This is a genomic window from Gymnodinialimonas sp. 202GB13-11 (genome assembly GCF_040932485.1).
Classification (GTDB): domain Bacteria; phylum Pseudomonadota; class Alphaproteobacteria; order Rhodobacterales; family Rhodobacteraceae; genus Gymnodinialimonas; species Gymnodinialimonas hymeniacidonis.
This window is the reverse complement of record NZ_JBFRBH010000001.1, coordinates 1,798,995-1,822,612: the sequence shown is the minus strand read 5'-3', so window position 1 is coordinate 1,822,612 and position 23,618 is coordinate 1,798,995. Positions and strand designations below refer to the sequence as shown.

22 protein-coding genes and 2 tRNA genes are annotated in these 23,618 nt (G+C 56.9%); 15 read left to right on the top strand and 9 right to left on the bottom strand.

The features are described 5' to 3' along the window. Position 1: 1 nt before the first annotated feature. The 8 genes from V8J81_RS09085 to V8J81_RS09050 all read left to right on the top strand — a co-directional run bounded on the left by V8J81_RS09085 (position 2) and on the right by V8J81_RS09050 (position 7,041). Entirely contained in the window at positions 2 to 421 is a 420-nt protein-coding gene (locus tag V8J81_RS09085) for a RidA family protein (protein ID WP_368475428.1), read from the top strand. Beyond that, the gene (locus tag V8J81_RS09080; RefSeq protein WP_368475427.1) at positions 418 to 1,092 is read left to right on the top strand and encodes a DUF1028 domain-containing protein; all 675 of its coding nucleotides are present in this window, start codon (positions 418 to 420) and stop codon (positions 1,090 to 1,092) included. Before V8J81_RS09085 ends, V8J81_RS09080 begins: the two co-directional genes overlap by 4 nt. Positions 1,093 to 1,123: 31 nt before the next feature. Further along, a complete protein-coding gene (locus tag V8J81_RS09075) occupies positions 1,124 to 2,026 on the top strand; it encodes a LysR family transcriptional regulator (protein WP_368475426.1) in 903 nt (300 codons plus the stop codon). Beyond that, a complete protein-coding gene (gene argE / locus V8J81_RS09070; RefSeq protein ID WP_368475425.1) occupies positions 2,023 to 3,150 on the top strand; it encodes an acetylornithine deacetylase in 1,128 nt (375 codons plus the stop codon). The genes V8J81_RS09075 and argE overlap by 4 nt, the downstream gene beginning before the upstream one ends. A 331-nt stretch (positions 3,151 to 3,481) precedes the next feature. Continuing rightward, positions 3,482 to 4,666: a site-specific integrase gene (locus V8J81_RS09065; protein ID WP_368475424.1), complete on the top strand. Its 1,185-nt coding sequence runs from the start codon at positions 3,482 to 3,484 to the stop codon at positions 4,664 to 4,666. Further along, positions 4,663 to 5,418, top strand: coding sequence for a hypothetical protein (locus tag V8J81_RS09060; RefSeq protein ID WP_368475423.1), 756 nt, complete (start codon positions 4,663 to 4,665; stop codon positions 5,416 to 5,418). Before V8J81_RS09065 ends, V8J81_RS09060 begins: the two co-directional genes overlap by 4 nt. Positions 5,419 to 5,502: 84 nt before the next feature. After that, on the top strand, positions 5,503 to 5,736 hold the full coding sequence (locus V8J81_RS09055; protein WP_368475422.1) for a helix-turn-helix transcriptional regulator: 234 nt from the start codon (positions 5,503 to 5,505) through the stop codon (positions 5,734 to 5,736). A 150-nt stretch (positions 5,737 to 5,886) separates the two neighbouring features. Then, the gene (locus tag V8J81_RS09050) at positions 5,887 to 7,041 is read left to right on the top strand and encodes a hypothetical protein (protein WP_368475421.1); all 1,155 of its coding nucleotides are present in this window, start codon (positions 5,887 to 5,889) and stop codon (positions 7,039 to 7,041) included. A gap of 74 nt (positions 7,042 to 7,115) precedes the next feature. Here the strand turns inward: V8J81_RS09050 and V8J81_RS09045 are convergent, their stop codons facing one another. Beyond that, the gene (locus V8J81_RS09045; RefSeq protein WP_368475420.1) at positions 7,116 to 11,066 is read right to left on the bottom strand and encodes a tetratricopeptide repeat protein; all 3,951 of its coding nucleotides are present in this window, start codon (positions 11,064 to 11,066) and stop codon (positions 7,116 to 7,118) included. A 187-nt stretch (positions 11,067 to 11,253) separates the two neighbouring features. On the opposite strand from V8J81_RS09045, the gene V8J81_RS09040 reads away from it, so the two are divergent. Further along, positions 11,254 to 11,568: a hypothetical protein gene (locus V8J81_RS09040; RefSeq protein WP_368475419.1), complete on the top strand. Its 315-nt coding sequence runs from the start codon at positions 11,254 to 11,256 to the stop codon at positions 11,566 to 11,568. A 399-nt stretch (positions 11,569 to 11,967) separates the two neighbouring features. Here V8J81_RS09040 and V8J81_RS09035 read toward each other — a convergent pair. Next, positions 11,968 to 12,042 (bottom strand) — tRNA-Asn (locus V8J81_RS09035). 57 nt (positions 12,043 to 12,099) lie between these two features. Beyond that, entirely contained in the window at positions 12,100 to 12,924 is an 825-nt protein-coding gene (locus V8J81_RS09030) for an MBL fold metallo-hydrolase (RefSeq protein ID WP_368477621.1), read from the bottom strand. 176 nt (positions 12,925 to 13,100) lie between these two features. Here V8J81_RS09030 and V8J81_RS09025 point away from each other — a divergent pair, with 176 nt between their 5' ends. Beyond that, positions 13,101 to 14,408, top strand: a complete 1,308-nt coding sequence (locus V8J81_RS09025) for an ATP-binding protein (protein WP_439649882.1) — start codon at positions 13,101 to 13,103, stop codon at positions 14,406 to 14,408. 141 nt (positions 14,409 to 14,549) lie between these two features. After that, entirely contained in the window at positions 14,550 to 15,023 is a 474-nt protein-coding gene (locus tag V8J81_RS09020; protein ID WP_368475418.1) for a hypothetical protein, read from the top strand. Between the two features lie 27 nt (positions 15,024 to 15,050). On the opposite strand, the gene V8J81_RS09015 is transcribed toward V8J81_RS09020, so the two are convergent. From V8J81_RS09015 to V8J81_RS09005, 3 genes are all read right to left on the bottom strand, one after another. After that, complete coding sequence (locus V8J81_RS09015; protein WP_368475417.1) at positions 15,051 to 15,221, bottom strand: hypothetical protein; 171 nt, start codon at positions 15,219 to 15,221, stop codon at positions 15,051 to 15,053. A gap of 129 nt (positions 15,222 to 15,350) precedes the next feature. Then, positions 15,351 to 15,427 (bottom strand) — tRNA-Ile (locus V8J81_RS09010). A 78-nt stretch (positions 15,428 to 15,505) separates the two neighbouring features. Then, entirely contained in the window at positions 15,506 to 16,471 is a 966-nt protein-coding gene (locus V8J81_RS09005; RefSeq protein ID WP_368475416.1) for a GT-B fold glycosyltransferase domain-containing protein, read from the bottom strand. A gap of 159 nt (positions 16,472 to 16,630) precedes the next feature. Here V8J81_RS09005 and purM point away from each other — a divergent pair, with 159 nt between their 5' ends. The 3 genes from purM (at position 16,631) to rnd (ending at position 19,587) form a co-directional block, all read left to right on the top strand. Continuing rightward, complete coding sequence (gene purM / locus V8J81_RS09000) at positions 16,631 to 17,680, top strand: phosphoribosylformylglycinamidine cyclo-ligase (RefSeq protein WP_368475415.1); 1,050 nt, start codon at positions 16,631 to 16,633, stop codon at positions 17,678 to 17,680. Then, positions 17,677 to 18,270 (top strand): phosphoribosylglycinamide formyltransferase, encoded by a 594-nt coding sequence (purN, locus tag V8J81_RS08995; RefSeq protein WP_368475414.1) that lies wholly within the window; start codon positions 17,677 to 17,679, stop codon positions 18,268 to 18,270. Before purM ends, purN begins: the two co-directional genes overlap by 4 nt. A 156-nt stretch (positions 18,271 to 18,426) precedes the next feature. Continuing rightward, complete coding sequence (gene rnd / locus V8J81_RS08990; RefSeq protein WP_368475413.1) at positions 18,427 to 19,587, top strand: ribonuclease D; 1,161 nt, start codon at positions 18,427 to 18,429, stop codon at positions 19,585 to 19,587. A 39-nt stretch (positions 19,588 to 19,626) separates the two neighbouring features. On the opposite strand, the gene V8J81_RS08985 is transcribed toward rnd, so the two are convergent. Continuing rightward, the gene (locus V8J81_RS08985) at positions 19,627 to 20,076 is read right to left on the bottom strand and encodes a hypothetical protein (protein WP_368475412.1); all 450 of its coding nucleotides are present in this window, start codon (positions 20,074 to 20,076) and stop codon (positions 19,627 to 19,629) included. 142 nt (positions 20,077 to 20,218) lie between these two features. Between V8J81_RS08985 and V8J81_RS08980 the strand changes: the two genes are divergently transcribed. Next, positions 20,219 to 20,629, top strand: coding sequence for a SufE family protein (locus V8J81_RS08980; protein ID WP_368475411.1), 411 nt, complete (start codon positions 20,219 to 20,221; stop codon positions 20,627 to 20,629). 155 nt (positions 20,630 to 20,784) lie between these two features. Here the strand turns inward: V8J81_RS08980 and gltA are convergent, their stop codons facing one another. Together gltA and gltX are read right to left on the bottom strand one after the other, a co-directional pair. Then, a complete protein-coding gene (gene gltA / locus V8J81_RS08975) occupies positions 20,785 to 22,083 on the bottom strand; it encodes a citrate synthase (RefSeq protein ID WP_368475410.1) in 1,299 nt (432 codons plus the stop codon). 80 nt (positions 22,084 to 22,163) lie between these two features. After that, the gene (gltX, locus tag V8J81_RS08970; RefSeq protein WP_368475409.1) at positions 22,164 to 23,579 is read right to left on the bottom strand and encodes a glutamate--tRNA ligase; all 1,416 of its coding nucleotides are present in this window, start codon (positions 23,577 to 23,579) and stop codon (positions 22,164 to 22,166) included. Positions 23,580 to 23,618: the final 39 nt, after the last annotated feature.

The following is a 23,618-nucleotide window of genomic DNA, read 5'->3' as shown; positions in this document are numbered from 1 at the left end:
CATGGCCCATACGCGCATTCGCAAGTTCAACACATCCGATACTTATCCGGAACAAAACCTGGACAACGATCTGTGTCAGGCAGTCGTAACGGAGGCCTCTGGCAAGATCGTTTGGCTGCGCGGTCAATGCCCGCAAAACCTGGACGATGCTGTGAATATCGATAGCCATGATCCGGTCGAACAGACCCACAAGGTCATGCAAAACATCAAGCAACTGATCGAAGAAGCTGGCGGCGATATGAGCCACCTGGTGAAAGTTGTCGTCTACATAACCGACGTGCGCCACCGAGAGGCGGTTTACCGGACAATGGGGGAATACATCAAAGGCGTTCACCCCGTGTCGACAGGGTTGGTTGTTCAGGCCCTCGCGCGGCCGGAATGGCTGGTTGAGATTGATGGCACAGCGGTGATCCCCGCATGACATTCTCGCTGGTCGCCCGCTGTGCCGATACAGGGATGTTCGGCTTGGCAATCTCTTCGTCGTCGCCAGCTGTTGCTGCGCGCTGTTCCTTTGCGAGGGCAGGGGTCGGGGCGGTGGCGACCCAGAACGTGACCGATCCCCGACTTGGACCAATGGCACTGGACCTAATGGAACGTGGGCTTTCGGCGACTGAGGCCATTGCTGAGATCCAATCGCGCGGCAGCTTCATCGAATACCGACAAGTGTTGTGCATCGACACCAATGGGCAAACCGCGATCCATTCCGGCCCCAATTCGCTCGGCATCTGGACCCAGGCAGACGGCCCTGATGTCGCGTCCGGCGGGAACCTGTTGGCGAACGAGAACGTGCCATCGGCGATTGTCGAAGGCTTCGTCGCAAGCCAGGGCCATCTCGGCGACCGCTTGATCGCTGCCATGAGGGCCGGGCTTGCCGCCGGTGGGGAAGCCGGGCCAGTCCATTCCGCAGGCATGAAGATTGTGGACAAGGTGACGTGGCCCATCGCTGACTTGCGCTGCGACTGGACCGAGGATTGCCCGATAGAGGCAATCGCCACAGCGTGGGAGGTCTACAAACCCCAGTTGGATGCGTACATTCAACGCGCCATCGATCCCCGCGGAGCGCCATCTTACGGCGTGCCCGGCGACAATTGACGGCCATCATCACCTCAGCCACGATCTGCCTATGCAAACACGGTTCACACTTCGGCAGCTTGAATACTTCGCCTCGGCTGCCGAGACAGGCAGCATCGCCGCTGCAAGCCGTGCTTTGAACGTCTCTTCTCCGTCTATCTCGACCGCGCTGTCACAACTCGAAAATGAACTAGGAACCGCGCTGTTTATTCGCCAGCCATCTCAAGGGCTGGCCTTGACGGAAGCAGGACGCAGGCTGGCCGCGCAGGCTCGAGTGGTTCTTTCCGAGGCTATTGAACTTACGCGGCTTGCCGGCACAGTTTCCGACGCGGTTCAAGGCCCGCTTCGCCTGGGTTGTCTGGTTACATTTGCGCAAATCGTTGTGCCAGATCTGCGACGCAGTTTTGAGGATCGCTTTCCGTCGGTCACGATCAGCCAAACGGAACTTACCCAGCCCGACATCTTTGCGGGGCTGCGCCGTGGAGATATCGACCTTGGGTTGAGCTACGCCATCGATGTTCCGGATGATCTGCAGTTTCATCCGATCAAAACACTGCCGCCCTATGTCATGCTTGCGCCGGATCACGCTTTGGCGCGACGTGAGCGCCTGACGGTGCGCGACCTTGCCCCGCACGAGATGGTGCTGCTCGATCTGCCGTTGAGTTCGGACTATTTCCGGACATTCTTTGATGTTGAAAACGTCGCTCCTGTCGTTGCGGAGCGGACCCGTGACATGGCTGTTGCGCGCAGTCTCGTGGCAAACGGCTTCGGCTATTCCATCGTCAATTTCCGACCCATCGGATCAGCCGCGCCAGACGGAAAGCCACTGATTTTCGTCCCCTTAGACAGTGATGTGCCGCCGATCGCGGTGGGTATGCTGTCAGCCAAAGGCGTGATGGATCGACGAACCTGTGCCGAGTTCCTGAAGCACTGCATTGAGGTGATGACGCCGTGAAGACGCTTGAACTACTCGACCGGCTGATCTCTTTTGAGACCGTAAGTGCTCAAAGCAACCTTCCCTTGATTTCATTTGTGGAAGCATTTCTGAAATCCAACGGTTTCCGGGTTTCACGGATCCCATCTCCATGCGGGCTGAAAGCGGGCCTATACGCAGAGATTGGGCCGGAGGGAGAAGGCGGCCTGCTTCTTTCCGCTCACACGGATGTCGTTCCGGTGGAAGGCCAAACCTGGACACGGCCCCCATTTCGACTGACCACTGAGAAAGACAAATTGTTTGGTCGCGGCACAACCGACATGAAAGGTTTTGTCGCCTCTGCCTTGGCTTTGGCGGCGCGAGTGGATGCTGAAAGGCTTCACCGCCCGCTAGCGATCCTGTTGTCCTATGATGAAGAAATTGGCTGTGTCGGTTTGCAGCAAATGCAACCGGACCTCGCGCCACTATTGCGCCCACCCGCGCTGTGTATCGTGGGGGAACCGACGCAAATGCAGGTTGCAACCGGCCATAAGGGCAAGACCGCGTACAAGGCCACCTTCACGGGCGAGGCTGGACATTCGGCATTGGCCCCCAAATTCCGGAACGCCTTGCACCTCGCGGCCGATTTCATGTCTGATCTCAGGGTGTTGCAGGACGAGTTTTCAAAGGTCGGGCCGTTCGACGCTGCATATGATATTCCCTACAGCACAGTGCATGTGGGGAAATTGTCTGGCGGAATGGCCTTGAACGTTGTGCCTGCCGAAGCCGAAATGCGGTTCGAAATCCGCAACCTTGCCGATCAGGATATGACGCTGTTGAATAAACAGGTTGCCGCGTTCGCTGAACGCTTCAACGAGGGCGCACATGCTGCGCGCGCGACGGTTGAGATCACCAACTCCTACCCAGGACTTGAGGTTGCCCGTAACCAAAGCTGGGTACAGGATGTTGTTCTCAAAACGCAAAGTGCTCCTATCAAAGTTGCTTTTGGAACCGAAGCCGGGCTGCTGAGCGGGATGGGCGTGCCCACGTTGGTGTGCGGGCCGGGTTTGATGGAGGGGCAGGGTCACAAAGCTGACGAGTTCATTCTGGAAAGTCAGCTGTCAGCTTGCGATGATCTGCTGGAGCGTTTGGTGGAAGAGCTCTGAAAAATGCTCAAAGCATCGTCAGTTTCCGGTGTTCCTTCACCGAAAACACAGCCCATTTACATCGGAAAGAGGCACTGCCATCGCGATTGGGATCGTTGGGATATTGGCTCCGGCGGTAGGGATCGAACCTACGACCAATTGATTAACAGAGGCCAGAAGTCGATTTCGACGGCTTTCGCCCGGTTGCGCTGTTTTGCGGTAAATACATGTAAGGAAACGTTTTTCTGTTGACGGTCAGTGCGATCCTGTCCCACCCAATACCCTAGTTTTTCGGTTCTGGTGCTTCCGTAGTGCTTCCGAAATGAACGGTAGAGAAGCGAGGGTAGATGCGATGAAGAGGCTCACAAAGCGATCCGTCGAACAGTTGGAAGTCACCGCAAACGAGTACTTTGTCTGGGACAAAGACTTGTCCGGTTTCGGTCTTCGCGTGATGCCATCGGGCCGAAAATCCTACCTCGTGCAATACCGGGCAGGCGGGCGGTCTCGGCGGCGTACCATTGGCCCCCACGGCGTCCTAACGGCGGACCAAGCCCGTGCTGAGGCAAGAAAGCTATTGGGAGACGTTGCTCGAGGTGAAAACCCGGCGGAGGATCGGCGGCGGAAACATCGTGAACCGACCGTGGCGTCGCTGTGTGATCGGTTCCTGACCGAATATGTGGCGCATCACTGTAAGCCGACGACGCAGAAAGCCTACAAAGCCTACGTCAACAACTGCGTCAGACCGCACTTCGGCAGCCGCAAGATCGGAGATGTTACGCGGGCCGATGTGGTGGCGTTTCATCACGACCTCCGGGACCGTCCCTATACAGCGAACCGGTGTGTGGCGATGCTTTCGAAGATGTTTAACCTGGCCGAGGATTGGGGGCTGCGCCGAGATGGTTCCAATCCAGCGCGCCGCATCCGCAAGTTCCGCGAAGAAGAAAAAAAGCGGTATCTGTCCGAAGACGAACAAGCCCGCCTGGGACAAGTATTGGCCGACGTTTTGGAAAGCGGTGAGGAAACCCAATACGCGGTCGCCGCGATTTCGCTATTGATCCTGACGGGTTGCCGCCTCAGTGAAATCCTAACGCTGCAATGGGATTACGTGACGCCGCATCACCTCGAGTTGCCGGACAGCAAGACTGGGCGGCGGCGCATACCGCTGCCGCGTGAAGCGTATGACATCCTGATATCTTTACCGCGCATGGAAGGGAACCCATACGTGATCCTCGGTGAAAAGCCCGACGGACATCTCGTGAACCTGCAGAAGACTTGGATAAGAGTGAAACACGCAGCGGGCCTCGATGACGTAAGGATGCACGATTTGCGCCATACCTACGCCAGCGTTGCAGTGATGAGTGGGATTGATCCGTTCTTGTTGAAAGAGATCATGGGCCACCGGAATCTGCAGACCACGCTACGCTATGCCCATTTTGCGGACGAGGCGGTGCAAAGGGCGGCGGGTTCGGTTGCAGGCAGGCTGGCTAACGCAATGGGCCGTCGATCTAACGGCCCCCAGCTGAGGGTCGTTTCATGATTGGGCAGTATCGGGATCGCGAATACGAAGCAGCGGACGAGGCGAGGTTGATAGACTTCTACTCGGAGGCGCAGCTTCAAGACATCACGACAGAATTTGACGTTCCGGTCGAATTGACTGAGCAGTTCGCGCGCGAGTTGCAGATCGCAGGTCAAAGATGGCACGAGTGGCGCGCCCGCGACCAAAGCCAAGTCTCATCGATCAGACAAGCTCTCGCAAGGATCGGCGCGGATCTCAGCGCTACGAGCGAAAAGCTCAAATCCTTGCCGGAAGAAGTGTGGAGAAGCCTGGGCGAGGCACCGCAATGGTTTGACGAAGGCCCAAACAAATATGAGGTACGCGGAGAGCTACTCGACGATTGGAGCCTGTATGAGATCAGGCTCTCAGTGGAGACCGGGCCGAGTTTCCAGCCTCACTCAGCTTCTATCTCCGAGATAGTTGCGATTCTTGATGCGCTGGCGGAGCGCGCTTACATCGTCGAGCTACTGGAGGGTCAGTTTCGTGGAAAACCGGGCCCTAAGCGCGACCTGGCGTTCAACGAATGGGTGCGGTCAATCGCATCCATGTGGTGTTCTACTCTGCGACGCGATTTCACCTACGATGCCAAAGCAGGTGGCGCCATTTCTGATGCCGCGCGGTTTTGCGTGGCCGCGTTCAGGCCGTTGGATCCCGATCAAACCGAACGCGAAACCATAAACAAGCTTAGGAGCTTTTTGGAATTCCATCGCAAAGCCAAGAACTTACAGAATTAGTCTCCTCCGCACCAAGTAATTTCGCGTACGGTTTCAAGCGATTTTCAAAACCGCGCTTACTAGGTTCGCCCCATCGCAATCGCAATGGAGCGTCAAATGGATGGAAGCATCGCGTCACCCTCTGGATCTGATCCGCAAGGCCTACTCGACGAGCACGCTGTGGCTGATCTTATCTGCCATTCAGTTCGCACAATCCAGAAATGGCGCGTAACTGGACAGGGACCGGAGTTTTTCAAGCTTGGACGTTCAGTGCGGTACCGCCGATCTGACGTCCTTGCTTGGGTCGATTCCCGTCGGAAGGGCAGTACCTCCCAATGATCTGCCTCACACCCGCTCAGATTGGACGCGCGACCGCGCGCTGCCGCCGTCAGGCGGGGCGTGCGGTGTGCGGCCAAGCGCGGCGCTCAAGGCCCCAAAGGGGGTTTATGTAACACCCCCTCTCAGAAACCTAGCAAGGACAATCACCCAATGATCATTCTTCATTCAGGCTTTGATGGGCTAGATATATCGTTCAGATCAGCGATCTCGCCGGAGCTGGTTGCGCGACTTGAGTCCGCCAAAAATGAGGCCGAGGCCGTCAAGCAAAGTGTAGGCATTGATCTAAACGGTGCACGCTTCGAGGTTGGTCCCTCTGGTGGTATTGGTGGCTACGCTTTCGTGCTCGATGCAGGTCGGTGCCGAGGTATCTGGACCATAAAGAAACCAAACGCGAAGGATCCTTGGGGTCTCGCGTATTCAAGTCGTGCGCGTCCGCTTGCAATGAAGGGAATCGACTACGTCCGCGAGGATATCGACATGATGCTAGACGCCCTCGGCTGCGCGGTTCCAAACGATGGGGTGAGTATCCGACGCGTCGACTATGCCATCGATTTCCATGACCCTAGCTTCGTTCTTGACCCATACGACTTCGTAACGCACTCGCAAACTAAGAGTAGTACATACCTCGAATTATCGGATGCGCGTGTAAACGGTCGATCCGGACGTGTCTCGTCCGCAACCTTCGGAAAGATGCCGGGAAGACAGGTCATCGTCTACGATAAGCGCGAGGAAGCGTTGGCGAAGAACAAGTTGGATTGGTTCTTCATTTGGGACGAGGCCATGGAACGCTTGGGACAACCGGCGTTCGATTACTCCGATCCTGCAGGAAGCCGGGTTTGGAGAACTGAGTTTCGGTTGGCTAAACGCGCCCTGCGTGACCGGGCAAGGATCAAAGGTTGGGCTAGTCTCTACTCCAGTCTAGCTGGTGAGTTGCAGAAGCTCACCCAAGACATTGAGTTGCGTGTGCCATCAGAAACAGCCGACCGCACGGATTGGACCGTTCACGCAAACTGGGAAGTTCTACGCGATGTATTGTCAAACGAGTTATTCGAGCATGAGGTCGAAATTGATGAGGTCGCTCTTACGGCGGAAGATTTACGGTATAAGCAGAACGAGTTTTTGAAACTAACTGCTGGGCATGCGATCACTTTTGCAGCACTTGAAGGCGTTACAGCTTCGGACATCGATGCTTTTCTGGAAGACTTACCGTGGCGTCTACAAGCTTGTGTCGAACAAAGCCCGCGGTCGATTGCGGATCGCCTTAGGGATGCAAAAAAGAAGTATGGCGCGTTGCTGAGTACGTAGGGGCGCGAAGCGGCAGTTCGCTGCACGCGCGCACTGCGAATTGGCAGGTTGAAAAGCGGACGTTCACGCCACCATTAGAAGGTTTGGTTTGGGAAGCATGAACCGAGGAGCCTAGTCTTCCCCGTCACAAGAAACCGAATGGTAGGAGGAAGTGAAACTGGCCGCTGTAGCTGAGATTTCTTAGCTTCTTTAACTTGTTGATGGAAATCCGGCGTTCCAAGCTCTCGACCAACAAGCCACCAAAAGGCGTGCTCAATCAAATTGAACACGCGAATGGAAACCTGCGCGGTCAGCAACTTTACGACCTCGACCGCATTATCCCTACGTGGTGCACAGAATGCTTCCAGAACTAGACTTGCGTACCGGTCTCGCAGGTGCTCTTGCTTTGTTTCATGAAAAACTAAGTCAAGGAAAAGAGCAGCGACATCAATGTTGGTTTCCAAGTCTGCGTTCTTCCCGCCAACCACTTCCAACATCCGCTTCACGGTGTTTTGCGCGCTGAACCCATCCGCTTTGGCTTGGGTGAGCAAAGTTTGCGAGTCCATTGACACGTAAGTGAAGTCGCGGTCCAGGCAGTCAACGATGAATTTGGTGTAATCCTCAATCGAAACTAAGCCTCGATCTTTGGCAAGCAGCAGAACTGGCTGTAGCCAACTCGAGCCGACCCCAAGCGCGGCTGCCGCCCATTGTCGCAATCCTTGATCCTCTGATAGCAGCAGCAAACCATTCCCTTCAGCCGCCAAGACACTGTCTCTCGCCGACGAGCCTAAAACCTCAGATATCTCAAGGTTTTGGCCTTCTAGATCGGCCTGCGGAACTGAACTAGCGATTTTGCAGTGAGCTAGAACGTCTTCGCGTTGACGTTTCTTGACTTCGAAGTCGATTTGGTTGTGCTCAGGCGTAACCTCAATCATCGTGAAACGACCGTCTTGCCAAGATGTTATTCCGGATCGCCGGTCGATGTTGTTCTTTGACTCAATTTCCCGTTTTGCAAAGAACTCCAGCGTTGATTGAGTTACGTGAATTGGGCCGCAGACTTTCGAAATGATTTCCCAAAGATGAAAGTCCGAAGCCAGAGCGGCGGTGATCGGGTCAAGTACGCACCCACTTTCGGCTTTGGACTGGATTTCCTTGATTGCATTGTTGCGCTCATCGCGACTGCCAATACAGACACGCGGCTGGATACCTACTCCAGGAAGGCCCGCCCAACCGTCAATTACGTCCTTCCCAAGCGCTTCAGCAACAAAACAGAATGGGAGTGCGTTTGCAGCGTAATTGTCCAAAACGGATTGGTCGCGATCATGTGCTGCCTTCGTGATACGGTCCATGTCGGCGAGAGGATTGTCGGCTTGGAAGTCAAAGGTCATTCGCTGCATACCTGAGTTCGTCGGGAACCTCTTGTTGAATTCCTCTAGTGACTTGTGCAGAAGGTCGAGGGCTCGCGGCTTGATCCACAAGACCTCGAACTCGATGCTTTCATACTGAGTGGCGATAACGAACTTCTCGCCTACTGTTTTGCCAATGCAGGCCTTCGCGAATTCGCTGGTCGGCGCGTGTCTTTCAGCCTCAAAATTGTGAGCGTTTGTTCCTTCAATACGAGCGCGTCGAACACCATCACTGGACATTGCCTCGAAAACGCAATTCTCTTGTATCGTCGTGGACTTAGGGATTGCGTCCTCCAAGTGATCATACATCAGGATAAGGCCTTGATAAGCAAGATGTATGGCCGGATCATCCCAGTTTGAAATCAACTCCTGATAGGCTGTATCTACTCCCCACTTTCTGTTGCCGTACTGGACGGCAAGGTGACAGAGGCGCATACGTTCCAGCGAGTTACCGTCAGGAATTTTCTTCTCAAAAGTTCGCAGTTTCTGTCGGATTTCATTTTCGCGACCTTGCAGTTGCCACAACCCCAGCCTCGAGATTTGCATTTCTAAGTCGTTGGGTTCGACCCGAAGGTAGGCGTTAAGGTGGTTCTCAATATCCGCAGCGCCAGAATTGATCGCTAGGATTGATCTTGCGCGAAGGTACCACTCATCATTTGATAGTTCTGGCGGGAAGGCATTAAAAAGATTTAACGCCCCACGATGCTTTTGACCGGAAATCAGGGCGCTAAGCAGTAACCGAAGCGCTTCACTGTCGTGTTGTGTTGAAACCTGATCCTCTAGCAAGGACACGATTGGGTCATGGCTACCAAGCTGTCTGTATTCTGTGGAGATTTCGACCCGTTCCGCCATCGTGGCATCCGGCGAAAGATCGGCTACAATCTCATCAAGATGAGAAACCGCCGCTTCACCGTCCCCGCTTATGCGAAGCACCCTAGCCAATACTATATTGAAACGAAGTGAGTCCGGGTTTTCCGCAATGCCCTGCCCACATCTCTTGATTGCCGTGGGCCAATCTCCCACTTCCGAAAGGGAGGTCAGCTCAGACGAAAGCAGCATCAGACGGTGTTCTTCGGACCAGTGCGTCGTATCAATGCGATCAATTGCTTCTAACGCGTCTGACGGGCTCAGTATGTGAGCCATCGCCTCAGTTCTTAGCGAAATGACCTCAGGGTGCTCACTGTCCTCGTCGAGAAGCTCAAGGATTCTGCCGAAGTCTCGATCCTCATGGGCGATTATGGCTAGCTGAAGCGATATCGAAGGCTCCCCAGCGCAAAGGGAGAGCCCCATTTCCAATACCTGTTTGGCCTCGTCGTTACGATCAACAAGGCGCAGGGCCAATCCTGCATTGTGGATTGTAGCCAAGGAAAATCGTGATCGTCTCGAAACACACGCCTGGTATAGTTCTTCGGCAGCGGAATTCAGGTCCTGAAAGCTAGGAAATACACTGATGCCACCTAGCGCGCTTTTCGCATTGTTCTGGATTTCAAGCTCCAGAACAGCCTCCGCCCAGTTCAAACGAATCTGGTCATCGGATTGGTCGGACTGGTACGCATCGACTGCCAACGTAAGCCAATCTGCGTCATCGCGATTTCGATAGGCCTGACACAAAGCCGCCTTTACAGCCGACTTGCCTTGCACATTCTTCGAAAGCCCCTCCAACAGATCATCGGCTGGAAAGAAGCTTCGAGCTTGAACGAGCACGGCTGCAGCGATGTGGTCATCAGGTCGCGCATGTACTGCCTCTCCTGCCAACTTCCTCGCTTGATCGTACTCGCCCCGCAACAACTTTGACGTCGCAAGATTCCTCTTTGCAGACTTGTGTTCTGGGCAAATGTCGTAGGCGCGCTCTATTAGTGAGTGCGCCTCGTTGTCGGCCCCCATCTTCAATGCGGCTGAAGCAAGGCCAATCAGAACTCGATACTTCTCTGATGAAGTAGCAGATTCCCAATCCGTTTCTTTCAAATCAGCCAGACCGGTGCGGCCTATTTCTAAATTGCCATTTTCTATCATCTCCACGAAGATCGTGATCTTCGTATGTCGAGGAGAGCTTTCATTTTCCGCCTGAGCGTCGAAGCGAGGCGGACGAAGATCATTCTGGGCATCCGGCAAAGCAGATGTAACGAGGTCTTTCACCTCATCAATCTTCACGGCGACCTGTTCAAGGCCCCTCTTTGAAAACGGATCGTATGTAGGGTCGATCTGCTCCCAAACATCGGAATGTAGAGAAGCGTGCTCTTGGAATTGATCCCATCCCCAAACAGAAACAGAGAAGCCATGGTCTGTACCTGCAAGTTCCTCCGTGATTTCCCTAGCCGCTTTTTGGATGGCAGCATCGCGACGAGCTGTAGTAACGAGAATGTACTCTTTGATTTTCGGTGAGAACGATTTCGCTTTCTCAACTTCGTCACGAAGTTCAGTTTCAGTTACAGCTTCATCCATTTTTTGCTTACACTGAACACCGACCCAATGCTTGCAATCTCTTCTGCCGTAGACGTCAACGCCGTGTTGAGCTTGGCCTTGCCTGCCATTCTTTTCAGTGGCTGGATCGTTAAGCTCAGACCTAAACAACAACCAGGCATGGTGCTCGAAATCCTGCCAATTTTCGGGCTTCGGCAGTGAGCGATTGGATAGGGACATTACTGTACTCGCTTAGAGGGTGCCGGGCCCCATGCTGCGACGGCTGTGGGACATGCCACAACATATGGTGCCAAGGCGCGCCGGGCAACGGCGCAGTGGTTCGAGATTAGTGCATCCATCGGGTCTGCATATCCATCGCGCGTTTGATTGGCTTGCGCAAACAAGTGGACAGCTTATTCTGCCTGCCATGGAATACACTTACCCCATAAATTCTGTTGGCCACGATGAGTGGATGAACAGCGGGTACGACCCCAAGTTGTCGCAAGGCGATGTCATAACTCGCGACGGGGAGATCATCGGCAATTGGCGCGTTGTTGGCTATGACCCAGATGATGAGTATTTAGGCGGTCGTTTTGAATTCACAGCTTTGGGGGAAGACGCTGTGAAGTTCGCCGAACACTTCGCCTCGCTTGATATGCGTATGAGCCGAGGTTTTGCGCTGTCAACGCTGACGAGAACCATCAGGGCATGGTATGGGGCCAGCAACCCCACAATTTCATGATTGAAGTGCTATCAGAAGAAGGTCTGCAATGCGGGCTGCGAACGCGGTAGTTTAAACTAGGGCTCGATGTCGGCTTAGGGCCGCTAGCTTCCCTTCCTCCTATCGGGCAGTGCCTAGGGGGATCGAGAAGGGGGCCATGGCGAATGGTCCCCTCGGGCTCCAAGCTAGCGGTCCAATTGCCAGCCGACCGACACCCCGCGCGTGAGACGCGCCGAGCGAAGCGAGGGTAGGTGCGGCCGGCATGCGTGCCACGCTCGACTTCAGGAAATCGATCTCTGTGGCATAGGAACCACGGTCAAAATCTTCGTGCTAGTGCTTCCGCAGTGCTTCCGAAGTATCCGAAGACGGAAGAAGCACGGACCGACATTTAGGCTAAGAGTTTATTATATTAGGGAAATTTGGCTCCGGCGGTAGGGATCGAACCTACGACCAATTGATTAACAGTCAACTGCTCTACCGCTGAGCTACGCCGGAACTGAGGCGCATATAGCAAGGCGATTTTGGGTCGTCCAGTGGGGGAATCGGAAAAATTCACTCGAGCAAAAAGTGGGTGGTTGATGTGATCGGACCATCTGCTTCAATCACTCCCCGGTCGGACAAATCTATAAGATGCGCGAGAACGTTGCGCGCAGCCGCCGGTAGAAGGGCTGGCGCGATGTCAGTATAGATGCGTGCTGCCAAGGTCGCTGCATCTGCCTCTCCGTTTTTCTTAAGCGCGTCCAAGATCTGCGCTTCACGTCCACGCCGATGCTCAAGCAATTCCCGGCACCGAACGACCGGATCCACGACTGGGTCGCCATGGCCAGGATAGTAGACCCGATCGGCCGTGCGGGACGCCAGGTGCTCAACTGAGGCAAAAAACGCGGTCATATCGCCATCGGGTGGTGACACGAGCGATGTTGACCAACCCATGACAAGATCCCCTGAAAACAGAGCGTCCTCCCATGCAAAGCTCAGGTGATTTGCCATGTGGCCGGGGGTTTCCAAAACCTCGATGCTACCCCACGCGCCGGTGATCTGTTCGCCTTGCGCTATTCGCTCGTCCGGCGCGAACGTCGTATCCACGCCTTCGCCCCCTCCAAGCATCCCGCTCTCCGCAAGCCTTTGCATGACCGGACGACGCCCCCACTCTGACGGACCGGCGGCCAGAACGGGCGCCCCGGTGGTTTGCGCCAGTGGGGCGGCCAAGGGCGAATGGTCGAGATGGGAGTGTGTCACGAGGATCTGCACCACGCGTTCCCCGGGGGCGAGGGCCTCCAGAAGGGCGTCGTGATGGCCGGGAAGGGCAGGGCCCGGGTCGATGACCACCACATCGCCTTCCCCCAGCAAATAGGTTTGCGTTCCGTTGAAGGTCATTGGGGATGGGTTAGGGGCCGTCACACGGCGAAGGCCGGGTCGAAGAATGTCATGTGGCACGGTGAGGGCGCCCTTTCTCTTGCACATCGACCGGACGCTGGCGTCGGCACACTATTTTAAACGTGACATGGCGAACAAACCTGTCTCCCGCCAATCCAACCAGATATAGAAACGACATGCGAGTGGAGCGTTGGATCAAACAGTTTTTGCCCCGCGGCCTTTACGGTCGCGCCGCTCTGATCCTGATCGTTCCGGTTGTGACTATTCAGCTCGTGGTCAGTTCCGTCTTTTTGCAGCGTCATTTCGAAGATGTGGCCGAGCAATTGTCGCGCGCGCTGAGCTTGGACCTGAACCTCATATTGCAGACTTGGGACGAGCAAGGGGCCGAAGCTGCAGCCGAGATGGCCGAGGTTCTGGAGATAGAGATTGGCCAACCGCGTATCGAGGGCGGCAACCAACGGTTTTTCTATGACATTTCGGGGATCACGGTGATCGATGTGATCGACGCGGCAGTTCCGGGGTTGGCTGGCATCGATTTGCGCAGCAATCAAAGCGAAGTGCAAATCGTCGTTGACCGCGGGCAAGGGGCACCGGTTGCATTTACCACGGCAAGGCGCCGCGCCTCGTCACCCGCGCCGCACCAACTTCTGGTCATCATGGTCGCCACCGGTATCCTCATGACGCTTGTGGCGTATCTCTTCTTGCGAAATCAGTTGCGCCCGATCCGGCGGCTTTCGGGCGCAGCGGAGGCGTTCGGCAAGGGGCGGTCGGTGGATTATCATCCGTCTGGTGCGACCGAGGTGCGATCGGCAGGCCGTGCCTTCCTTGATATGCGCGCCCGTATCGAAGGGCATATGGAACAACGCACCTTGATGCTGTCGGGTGTCAGCCATGACCTCCGCACACCTTTGACCCGTATGCGCCTTGCATTGGGTATGATGGAGGATGGTCCTGATCGCGACGATTTGGCCCGCGACGTCGAAGAGATGGAGGCACTTCTCAACACATTTCTCGATTTTGTCCGCGGCGAGGCGTTGGATGATCCTGAGCCGTATGACCCCGTCGCCCTGGCCACGGGCGTGGTTGAGAATGCGCGGCGCGGCGGCCAGTCGGTGGACCTTACGGTGCCGGGTGACGCGCAGACTGTTCTGATGCGCCCAATGGCGGTCCAACGTGCATTGATGAACTTGGTCTCGAACGCGCTGCGTTACGGAAACCGAGCCAAGGTAAGTGTGACCCTGATCGAACGGGCCCTTCGGTTTACCGTCGAAGATGATGGCCCCGGCATTCCAGAGGATCGCCGTGCAGAAGCTTTGAGACCATTCATTCGACTTGATGAAGCGCGCAATCAGAACATGGGGTCAGGGGTCGGTTTGGGGTTGGCGATTGCCGATGACATCGCGCGCCGCCATGGTGGCAGCCTATCCTTGGGACAAAGCATGGAAATGGGTGGCTTGAGGGTTGAATTGACCCTTCCACGCTAACCTGTCTTTTTCGCTATGCTTTGTGTGCAGCAACCAAGGCTCCCGTCAACTAAATCCGTCGGGCCCCTTGACGAACGCTCGAAAAATTCTCGATCCTTCAATATGTTACCTGCCCACACGCTTTGCAAAAAGGACACCTCCATGCACTTAAAGACCATTGCTATTGCCTCCGCGCTTACACTTGCCGGAACGCTCGCCGCCTCAGCTCAGCAATGCCCGGCACTTGGGTCGACAGGCAGTGTCGTTGAGGTTGACGGTTCGTCGCTGAACCGCGGTATCCGCACCGAGGTAATTGCAGGTACACAAATCGACGCGTGGGATTGCGAGGCCTTCTACATGGTTGGCTACGTCAACGTGGCCCCGACGCTCACCATGCGCCTGACCAATGCTTCGGCGCGCGGGCTGGAGGTTGTTGCCGAAAGCGATTGTGATCCGACCTTATTGATTGAGCTTCCGACGGGTCAGATTGCCTTTGACGATGACAATTCAACGATTGGCCGTGGCCTCGACCCAGCCATTCCGCTGCCTGCAATGGGGGATGGCACGTACAACATCTGGGTCGGCTCCTACCGCAACAGCTATTGCCTTACGACACTGCGCATTCGCTATCGCTAAGCCTGCTTAGGGTCGCGCTGGAGGGTATCAATTCCGGCGCGATCGCAGCAATGCGCGGGTCGCTTCATTGGCAAGACTTTCATGCGCATCGGCCCGCGCCCGGCGGATTTCGCCGCCAATCCAGTCCGCACCGGCGCGGTCAATTGCCCGCGCGGATGCATGGTTCAGCATGAACAAAATGATTTTTAGGCGGTCCATCGTCACCCTCTTGATCGCATGAGGGTCGTTCATTGCGCTTAATTTTCAGTGAATCGTGCCAACCGGTCCAGGGTTTTTTCGCACAGCTAGAACTCTGAGCAGTCTCCAGCCAGACAATTGTGGGGAATTTGGTAGGCCCGGCAGGACTTGAACCCGCAACCAAAGCGTTATGAGCGCTCTGCTCTAACCAATTGAGCTACAGGCCCCCTTAGATGGCGAAACTGGTAGCAGAGCATTTCTCGGGTTGGAAGCCGCTGTGTGCGCTGCACGGGGCATCAAATCGGTCAGGCGGATTCTCCGCTCAAAGCCGCCTCTTCCTGGATCGCCCAAAGATGGTGCTTCATCCGCTTCCGCTTTGCGATGGCACCGAAAACCTCAAGAAACTCGTCTGGTGCGTTCGGACCTCGGACGGAAATCAAACGCTCCAGCGCCTGTCGCCCGTGCCTCTGATGCGCCCATAGAATGCCAAGACGGTGGTAGTGCACGATGCTTTGTCGCTGGCCCTCGCCCTGGCCAAAGCTTTGGATATTGAAATTCATATGCTGTGGCAGGCTCTTGACCGGGGCACCGCGCAGATACCCGAGTATAGGCAGGGTGAATTGGTCGATATTGGGCCTGGAATAATCCCGCTTCACCTCTCGCTCGAATTGTAGGGCCGCTTCTAACCAGCTCTCGCCTATGCCAGTCGGCTTGCCATCTTCGTCGCGTTCCCGGAACAGGATCACACCGGCATTGTAGTACGGGAAAGAAGTGATCCTGCGGCCCGCATTGTACTGCACGCGGTCCGTCGTGGGTTCCATACCGAAAGCTGCGTAGTAGGCCGCCCAATCCTCATCACTTCCAGCCGATGCCGCGTAGTCTGAGACACAGGCCGCGATGAGGGCATCCCCCAATTCGCCTTCAAAATCGACCGGAGCGGCAAGGATCGTATCCGTATCGATGAAAACCGAGACGTCGCAATCGCGTGGCGCAGCTGCGGCGAGTATTTTGTTACCATGGGGGTAGGGCGCGCCCCAAGGTTCGTGACCACCATCTGTATTAGGGATGCATCGAACTTCAATCTCACATTCATCGAGAATCTCCGAGGTCATATCGTTGAGCTCAGAGCAATAGTCCTCGCGCACATAGGCTACACCTGTCTGATCCGGTGTCAGGTTCTCCTTCATGCTTGGCGCCAGTAGGCAGGCTTGCGCCTCAAGTCGCAAACCATCAACGATAAAGAAGACCTCGGTTTTGCACTTGCTCGCCATCTCGTGCCTCGGGACGTGTTTTTCTGTTTCCGCACTGATATGCACCTTTTTCGTACAAATTACGATGCGCTTTGCGAAACCGGTCAGGGTGGCGCATGGACCTTGCCGCGAGGTGCTGCTAACGCACCCACGAAAGCCGCTACCGGGGGGTGCACTGCAATGACCGACAACAGCAAATCCGCGCTGACCTATGCGCAAGCAGGCGTTGATATCGACGCGGGCAACGCGTTGGTCGACCGGATCAAGCCGGCTGCGGCGGCCACTAAACGCCCCGGTGTGATGGCTGGCTTAGGCGGTTTCGGGGCGCTGTTTGACCTCAAGGCAGCGGGGTATGACGACCCGGTTCTCGTTGCTGCAACAGATGGTGTCGGGACAAAGCTGAAAATCGCGATTGATACAGGCCATTTCGACACAATCGGTGTCGATCTGGTTGCGATGTGCGTGAACGACCTGGTGTGCCAAGGGGCGGAGCCTCTGTTTTTCCTCGACTATTTCGCCACTGGCAAGCTAGAGGTCGAAGCAGCGGCCACGATAGTGGAGGGCATTGCCAAGGGCTGCGCGGATAGTGGTTGCGCACTGATTGGTGGCGAGACGGCAGAAATGCCGGGCATGTACGCGCCGGGCGATTTCGATCTCGCGGGGTTCGCCGTGGGGGCCATGAACCGCGGTGCCGACCTGCCCGCGGGCGTGGTTGAAGGCGATGTTCTGCTGGGGCTTGGGTCGGACGGCGTGCATTCCAACGGTTATTCGCTTGTCCGCCGCGTGGTGGAACGCACTGGACTTGGCTGGGACGCGCCTGCACCTTTCGCACAAACCTCTTTGGGGGCTGCGCTGCTTGCGCCGACGCGGCTCTATGTGAAACCTGCGCTGGCGGCGATCCGCAGCGGGGGCGTGCATGGCTTGGCACACATCACCGGCGGCGGTCTGACGGAAAACTTGCCGCGCGTCCTTCCGGACGGGCTGGGGGCAGACATTGATCTGGGTGCATGGCCCTTGCCGCCCGTCTTCGGTTGGCTGGCGCAAGAGGGCGCATTGGACCAGGCGGAACTGCTCAAGACCTTCAACGCAGGGATCGGAATGGTCCTGGTCGTCGATGCGGCGCGCGCAGATGCACTAGCTGCGGAATTAGCCGACGCGGGCGAACAAGTGCACCGCATTGGAACCGTTACAGGCGGTGATGGCGTTCGCTATTCCGGGCAGCTTGCGTGACCAAGCGCGTCGCAATCCTGATCTCAGGGGGCGGCTCCAACATGGTGGCGCTGGCCAAATCAATGACCGGCGATCACCCGGCACGGCCCTGTGTCGTGGTGTCGAACGTCCCACATGTTAAGGGTCTGGAGCGGGCGGAAGTCCTTGGGATTCCAGCAGTTTGCGTGGACCACCGCCCGTTTGGCGCGGATCGCGCGGCCTTTGAAAGGGCACTGCACGAAACAGTTGAGGGTTACGCCCCTGACATCATTTGCCTAGCCGGGTTCATGCGCATCCTCACGGGCGCTTTCGTTGGCAAATGGGCGGGTCGAATGCTGAACATCCACCCCTCACTGCTGCCGAATTACAAAGGCCTGAACACCCATGCCCGCGCGATCGAGGCGGGCGATGCTGAGGCGGGGTGTACGGTGCATGAGGTCACGCCAGAACTCGACGATGGCCCAATCCTAGGGCAGGCGCGCGTGCCGATTATTCCGGGTGATACGCCGGAGACCTTGGCCGCGCGCATTCTGCCGTTGGAACACCAGCTTTATCCGGAGGTGTTGCACCGGTTCGCCAGCGGAGACCGCACGCCTATGCTGCTGTCCTGACGACCAGCCAAGCAAAAGCCTCGCGAAACCGGGCAAAGGTCATGGACGCACCGCCACACTCTCACTTGCCTTCGCGTCCCCTCTCTTCCCTTCCCTGTGATCCTCCTCTATCACCGCGAAACGGCTCCCCTTTGCAAAGAAACAAATAAAACGCCCGTGCCCACAACACTGACCACAACCGATGAACTTGCAGCCTTTTGCAATCGCGCAGCCGAGGTGCCGTACGTCACCGTAGACACGGAATTCCTGCGGGAACGCACCTATTTTGCACAACTGTGTCTGGTGCAGGTTGCCCTGCCCGGAGAGGATGAAAGCGACGCGGTTCTTATCGATCCGCTGGCCGATGGCATGTCGCTTGAACCACTTTATGAGCTGTTCAAAAACACCAATGTTGTCAAAGTCTTCCACGCCGCGCGGCAGGATCTTGAGATCTTTCACGTAGAAGGCAATGTGGTGCCAACGCCCCTTTTTGACACTCAGGTTGCTGCGATGGTTTGCGGCTTTGGGGATCAGGTTGGGTACGAGACACTTGTGCGCAAGATCGCGAAGGCGTCTCTCGATAAATCAAGCCGGTTTACCGACTGGTCACGTCGCCCGTTGAGCGATGCTCAAAAGACCTATGCTATCGCGGATGTCACGCATCTTCGGCAAATCTACGAACATCTTTCCGCAGAATTGGCAAAGACTGGTCGCACGCATTGGCTTGAGGAAGAGCTCGCGCAGTTGACCGATGCAGGGAATTACGTGGTTAAGCCGGAGGAGGCGTGGCGGCGATTAAAGCTGCGTTCGAATTCGGGCCGGATGGTTGCCATCGCACGCGAATTGGCGGCGTTCCGGGAGACCTACGCGCAGGAGCGCAACATCCCGCGCAACCGGGTTCTAAAGGACGACGCCCTGATGGAGATTGCGGGGACGAAGCCGAAGTCCCTGAAAGATCTTGGAAAATCTCGATTGCTCCTGCGGGACGCCCGCAAAGGCGCGATTGCTGAAGGACTGATCGAGGCCGTTGCGCGTGGCCTTGCGGTGCCGAACTCGGATGTGCCGAAGCCTGTGCAAGGCAAGGACAGGTCGAACCTGAACCCGGCGCTTGCGGATCTGTTACGGGTCTTGCTGAAGGCGAAGGCCGAAGAGGCTGGCGTTGCGCCCAAGTTGATCGCATCTTCAAGCGATTTGGACGATATCGCCTCGGGTCACACGGATGGCGTCTGGTCGTCGGGATGGCGGCGCGAGGTATTCGGGGCAGATGCTGAACGCCTGCTGAACGGTGAAGTTGCGCTCTCCGCCAAAGGTCAAAAGGTCAAAATCGTCGCCGTCTGAAGATGAATGATCTCAGTTGCTTATGCGGCGAAGTTCATGTCAGCGACGTGAAACGCTGCGACGATTATTTGCACCAATGACGGTGATGGAGCGGATGCCGGCAAGCTCTCCATTCGTCAAGTCCACGCCTGCAACGATGGTCTGTAGCCCAGGGGTGGGTTGACCGACCGGAGGCGCGGCGCGGAACTCGAATACGATCGCGCCATTGTTGATCTCTGCCAGTACCAGTTCCGCATCGAAATATCCCTGGACGGGGGTCACGCCCGTGGCGCGCAGGATTGCGCCGGAAGTCGTTTGTTCGACAGAAAGCTGTGTAATTTCAGAGACTAAGCTGCGCGGATCAGACGGCGTTCCGGCGGCTGCGTCCGGGTCAACGCGCACACGTTGCTCGCGGTCATTTCCGAACCAATTGAACGGGTTCAACCGATTGTCGCCGCAAGCCGCAACGGACAAGGTCAGGGACAGAAGAAGTACGGCGCGCAATAGCATGAAAGAACCCTTTGGGCAGTCGATCTTGCCTCTGCCTAGCGGATCGTGAACGGCTTGGAAAGCGCCGCACGACCCTTGAGGCCTTTACCTTGATGGGTGCAGCCCCTAGGTCACGGATGAAACAACCCGCAGGAGCATCAACATGGCCAGCGAAGCCTTTGAAGAGATCGCGGAAACCTTTGAATTCCTTGATGATTGGGAAGAGCGCTACCGCCATGTGATCGAGCTTGGCAAAGCCATGGATCCGCTGGACGACGCTGTGAAAGTCCCCGCGACCAAGGTCGATGGGTGCGCCAGCCAGGTGTGGATTCTGCCCCGGATCGATGGGGATCGCTTTGATTTTCAAGGCGACAGTGACGCCATTATCGTACGTGGTCTGATTGCCGTGCTGCATGCACTTTACGGCGGTCTGTCGCACAAGGATGTGCTCGCCGTCGATGCACCGGAGGAATTAGGGCGGTTGGGGCTGGATGAGCACCTGTCGTCGCAACGCTCCAACGGCGTGCGCGCGATGGTGGAACGCATTCGTTTGCTGGCCTCCGAGGCGGCCTGAACCCCTCCCGTTTGGGAGGAGTTGTTCCCGAACGGGAAGAGTTTCTGGTCAACGGGCCCCAAGACTGTTCCCGAACGGGAAGACTTTGGGGCTGTTCTTATAAAGGAAACGGCCGCCCCATGGGACGGCCGCAAAAAATCACGATTGACCCGTGTTTAGCGTTTGTCGATGTGGACATAGTCGCGCATCGTCTCACCCATATAGAGCTGCCGCGGGCGGCCGATCTTGAGTGCTGGATCGGCGAGTTGTTCCTTCCACTGTGAGATCCAGCCAACGGTGCGCGAAAGAGCGAAGATCGGAGTGAACATCGAGGTGGGGAAGCCCATCGCCTCGAGGATGATGCCGGAATAGAAGTCGACATTCGGGAACAGCTTCTTGTCGCTGAAATACGGGTCGTTCAGCGCCTGCTTCTCAAGCTCTTTGGCCACTTGCAGCTTCGGGTTGTTCTGAACACCCAGAAGCTCCAGCACTTCGTCGGCGGATTTCTTCATCACCGTCGCGCGGGGATCGAAGTTTTTGTAGACGCGGTGGCCGAAGCCCATCAGGCGGTAATCGTCGTTCTTGTCTTTCGCACGGGCGATGAATTCGGGGATGCGATCCACGGTCCCGATCTCTTCCAGCATCTCAAGGCAGGCTTGGTTGGCGCCGCCATGGGCCGGGCCCCAGAGGCAAGCAATGCCAGCCGCGATGCAGGCGAACGGGTTCGCACCAGACGAAGAGGCGAGGCGCACGGTGGAGGTCGAGGCGTTTTGTTCGTGGTCCGCGTGCAAAGTGAAGATGCGGTCCATCGCTTTTTCGAGGATCGGGTCGACCACGTATTCCTCGGCCGGAACCGCGAAGCACATGCGCAGGAAGTTGGCCGCGTAGGACATGTCGTTGCGCGGATACACGAAGGGCTGGCCGATCGTGTATTTATAGGCCCAGGCCGCGATGGTGGGCATCTTGGCGATCAGGCGGTGCGAGGCGATCTCGCGCTGGCGCGGATCGTTGATGTCCGTCGAGTCGTGGTAGAAGGCCGACATCGCGCCCACGACACCGACCATAACGGCCATCGGGTGCGCGTCGCGGCGGAAGCCCCGGAAGAAATTCGCCATCTGTTCGTGCAACATGGTGTGGCGCGTGATGGTGTATTCGAATTCTTCGTATTCCGCTTTCGAGGGCAGGTAGCCGTAGAGAAGAAGGAAGCAGACTTCGATGTAGTTCGACTGTTCGGCCAGTTGGTCGATCGGATAGCCACGGTGCAGAAGCTCACCCTTGCCACCGTCGATGAAGGTGATGGACGACTCGCAGGCCGAAGTAGAGGTGAAGCCTGGATCGTGGGTGAACACACCGGCTTGGCCGTAGAGCTTGCCAATGTCGACCACATCAGGGCCGGCTGTGGGGGAATGCATTGGCAATTCGTAAGAATTGCCGTCAATCGTCAAGGTGGCGGTTCTGGTCTGGTCGTCGGCCATAGGCGTCCCTTCCTGCAACTGGCACACCGGCGGGATGCCGGTGGAGGCGGAGGCCGGTGGCCCCCTTTTGCCTCCCGCCGTCAGTCGCCGAGGGAGGCCGCGTCTGTCAGTCGGGCGAGGGTTTCTTCGCGCCCCAAGACAAGCATCATATCGAACACTGACGGAGATACAGTCCTACCCGACAGGGCCGCGCGCAGCGGTCCGGCAAGCTTGCCGAATTTCAACCCATGGGAGTCCGCGGCGGCGTTTAGCACACCCTCCAGCGTGTCACGGGTCCAGCTAGCATTCTGCAACTGCGCAGTCAATTCATTCAGTATACCACGGGATACCGGATCGAGGCTGTTCACGGCCTTTTCATCAAGGTCGAGTGGCCGATTCTCCAATACAAACCGCGCTTTATCCAGAATATCCGGCAAGTTCTTTGCGCGGTCCTTGAGGCAATACATCGCGGTTTTCAGCCCATCTTTCTGCACTTGCGAAAGAGCGGGCTGATCTGTGAGGGCAAGGAAATCGGTGATCTGTTGAACCAATTCATCGTCGTCGGTGCGCGCGATGTGCCAGCCTGTGACATTGGCGAGTTTTTTCATGTCGAGCCGAGCAGGGGATTTGCCGATACCGCCGAGGTCGAACCAGTCCCGCGCCTGTTCGTCTGTGAACAATTCATCATCGCCATGGGACCAGCCCAGGCGCGCCAGGTAATTGCGCATCGCCGCCGCCGGAATGCCCATTTCGGCGAATTCCATTACGCCCGTCGCACCGTGGCGTTTGGACAGCTTCTTGCCGTCTTCGCCGTGGATCAGCGGGATATGCGCCCAGACCGGCTGCGACCAGCCCAAAGCCCGATAGAGCTGCGCCTGCCGGAACGCGTTGGCCAGATGGTCGTCACCGCGAATGACGTGAGTGATGCCCATGTCGTGATCATCCACCACCACAGCGTGCATGTAGGTGGGCGTGCCGTCCGAGCGCAGGAGGATCATATCGTCGAGGGGTTCGCCCCAGATGACCTCGCCCTGGACCGCATCGGTCAGGACAAGCGCGTGTTCGTTGCGCGGCGCCTTGAGGCGGATGACATAGGGCGCATCGGGGTGATCGGCCTCGGGCACGTCGCGCCACGGGCTGAGGAAGAGGGTGCTTTCGCCCTTTTCGCGCGCGGCGTCGCGGAAGGCTGCAATTTCCTCTTGCGTGGAGAAGCATTTGTAGGCGGTGCCGTTTGCCAGCATGGTTTCCGCGACCTCACGGTGGCGGTCGGAGCGGGCGGATTGGCTGATTGGCTCGCCGTCATAGTCGAGGCCAAGCCAGGCCATTCCGTCGAGGATGGCTTGCGTCGCCTCGGGCGTAGAGCGTTCCCGGTCGGTGTCTTCGATCCGGAGCACGAACTTGCCGCCATGCCGGCGCGCGAAAAGCCAGTTGAACAGGCCGGTGCGTGCAGTGCCGATATGCATCATCCCCGTGGGCGAGGGGGCGATGCGGGTGACGATTTGCGTGTCGTTGGACATGGGAGCCCTTTCCGGCGGGTTACTGGCGCAGTCCCGCGT

Coding starts and splice junctions, on each gene's coding strand:
- V8J81_RS09085 (WP_368475428.1), top strand. CDS start 2: ATGGCCCATACGCGCATTCGCAAGTTCAACACATCCGATACTTATCCG.
- V8J81_RS09080 (WP_368475427.1), top strand. CDS start 418: ATGACATTCTCGCTGGTCGCCCGCTGTGCCGATACAGGGATGTTCGGC.
- V8J81_RS09075 (WP_368475426.1), top strand. CDS start 1,124: ATGCAAACACGGTTCACACTTCGGCAGCTTGAATACTTCGCCTCGGCT.
- V8J81_RS09065 (WP_368475424.1), top strand. CDS start 3,482: ATGAAGAGGCTCACAAAGCGATCCGTCGAACAGTTGGAAGTCACCGCA.
- V8J81_RS09060 (WP_368475423.1), top strand. CDS start 4,663: ATGATTGGGCAGTATCGGGATCGCGAATACGAAGCAGCGGACGAGGCG.
- V8J81_RS09055 (WP_368475422.1), top strand. CDS start 5,503: ATGGAGCGTCAAATGGATGGAAGCATCGCGTCACCCTCTGGATCTGAT.
- V8J81_RS09050 (WP_368475421.1), top strand. CDS start 5,887: ATGATCATTCTTCATTCAGGCTTTGATGGGCTAGATATATCGTTCAGA.
- V8J81_RS09045 (WP_368475420.1), bottom strand. CDS start 11,066: ATGTCCCTATCCAATCGCTCACTGCCGAAGCCCGAAAATTGGCAGGAT.
- V8J81_RS09040 (WP_368475419.1), top strand. CDS start 11,254: ATGGAATACACTTACCCCATAAATTCTGTTGGCCACGATGAGTGGATG.
- V8J81_RS09030 (WP_368477621.1), bottom strand. CDS start 12,924: ATGACCTTCAACGGAACGCAAACCTATTTGCTGGGGGAAGGCGATGTG.
- V8J81_RS09025 (WP_439649882.1), top strand. CDS start 13,101: ATGCGAGTGGAGCGTTGGATCAAACAGTTTTTGCCCCGCGGCCTTTAC.
- V8J81_RS09020 (WP_368475418.1), top strand. CDS start 14,550: ATGCACTTAAAGACCATTGCTATTGCCTCCGCGCTTACACTTGCCGGA.
- V8J81_RS09015 (WP_368475417.1), bottom strand. CDS start 15,221: ATGGACCGCCTAAAAATCATTTTGTTCATGCTGAACCATGCATCCGCG.
- V8J81_RS09005 (WP_368475416.1), bottom strand. CDS start 16,471: ATGGCGAGCAAGTGCAAAACCGAGGTCTTCTTTATCGTTGATGGTTTG.
- purM (WP_368475415.1), top strand. CDS start 16,631: ATGACCGACAACAGCAAATCCGCGCTGACCTATGCGCAAGCAGGCGTT.
- V8J81_RS08985 (WP_368475412.1), bottom strand. CDS start 20,076: ATGCTATTGCGCGCCGTACTTCTTCTGTCCCTGACCTTGTCCGTTGCG.
- V8J81_RS08980 (WP_368475411.1), top strand. CDS start 20,219: ATGGCCAGCGAAGCCTTTGAAGAGATCGCGGAAACCTTTGAATTCCTT.
- gltA (WP_368475410.1), bottom strand. CDS start 22,083: ATGGCCGACGACCAGACCAGAACCGCCACCTTGACGATTGACGGCAAT.
- gltX (WP_368475409.1), bottom strand. CDS start 23,579: ATGTCCAACGACACGCAAATCGTCACCCGCATCGCCCCCTCGCCCACG.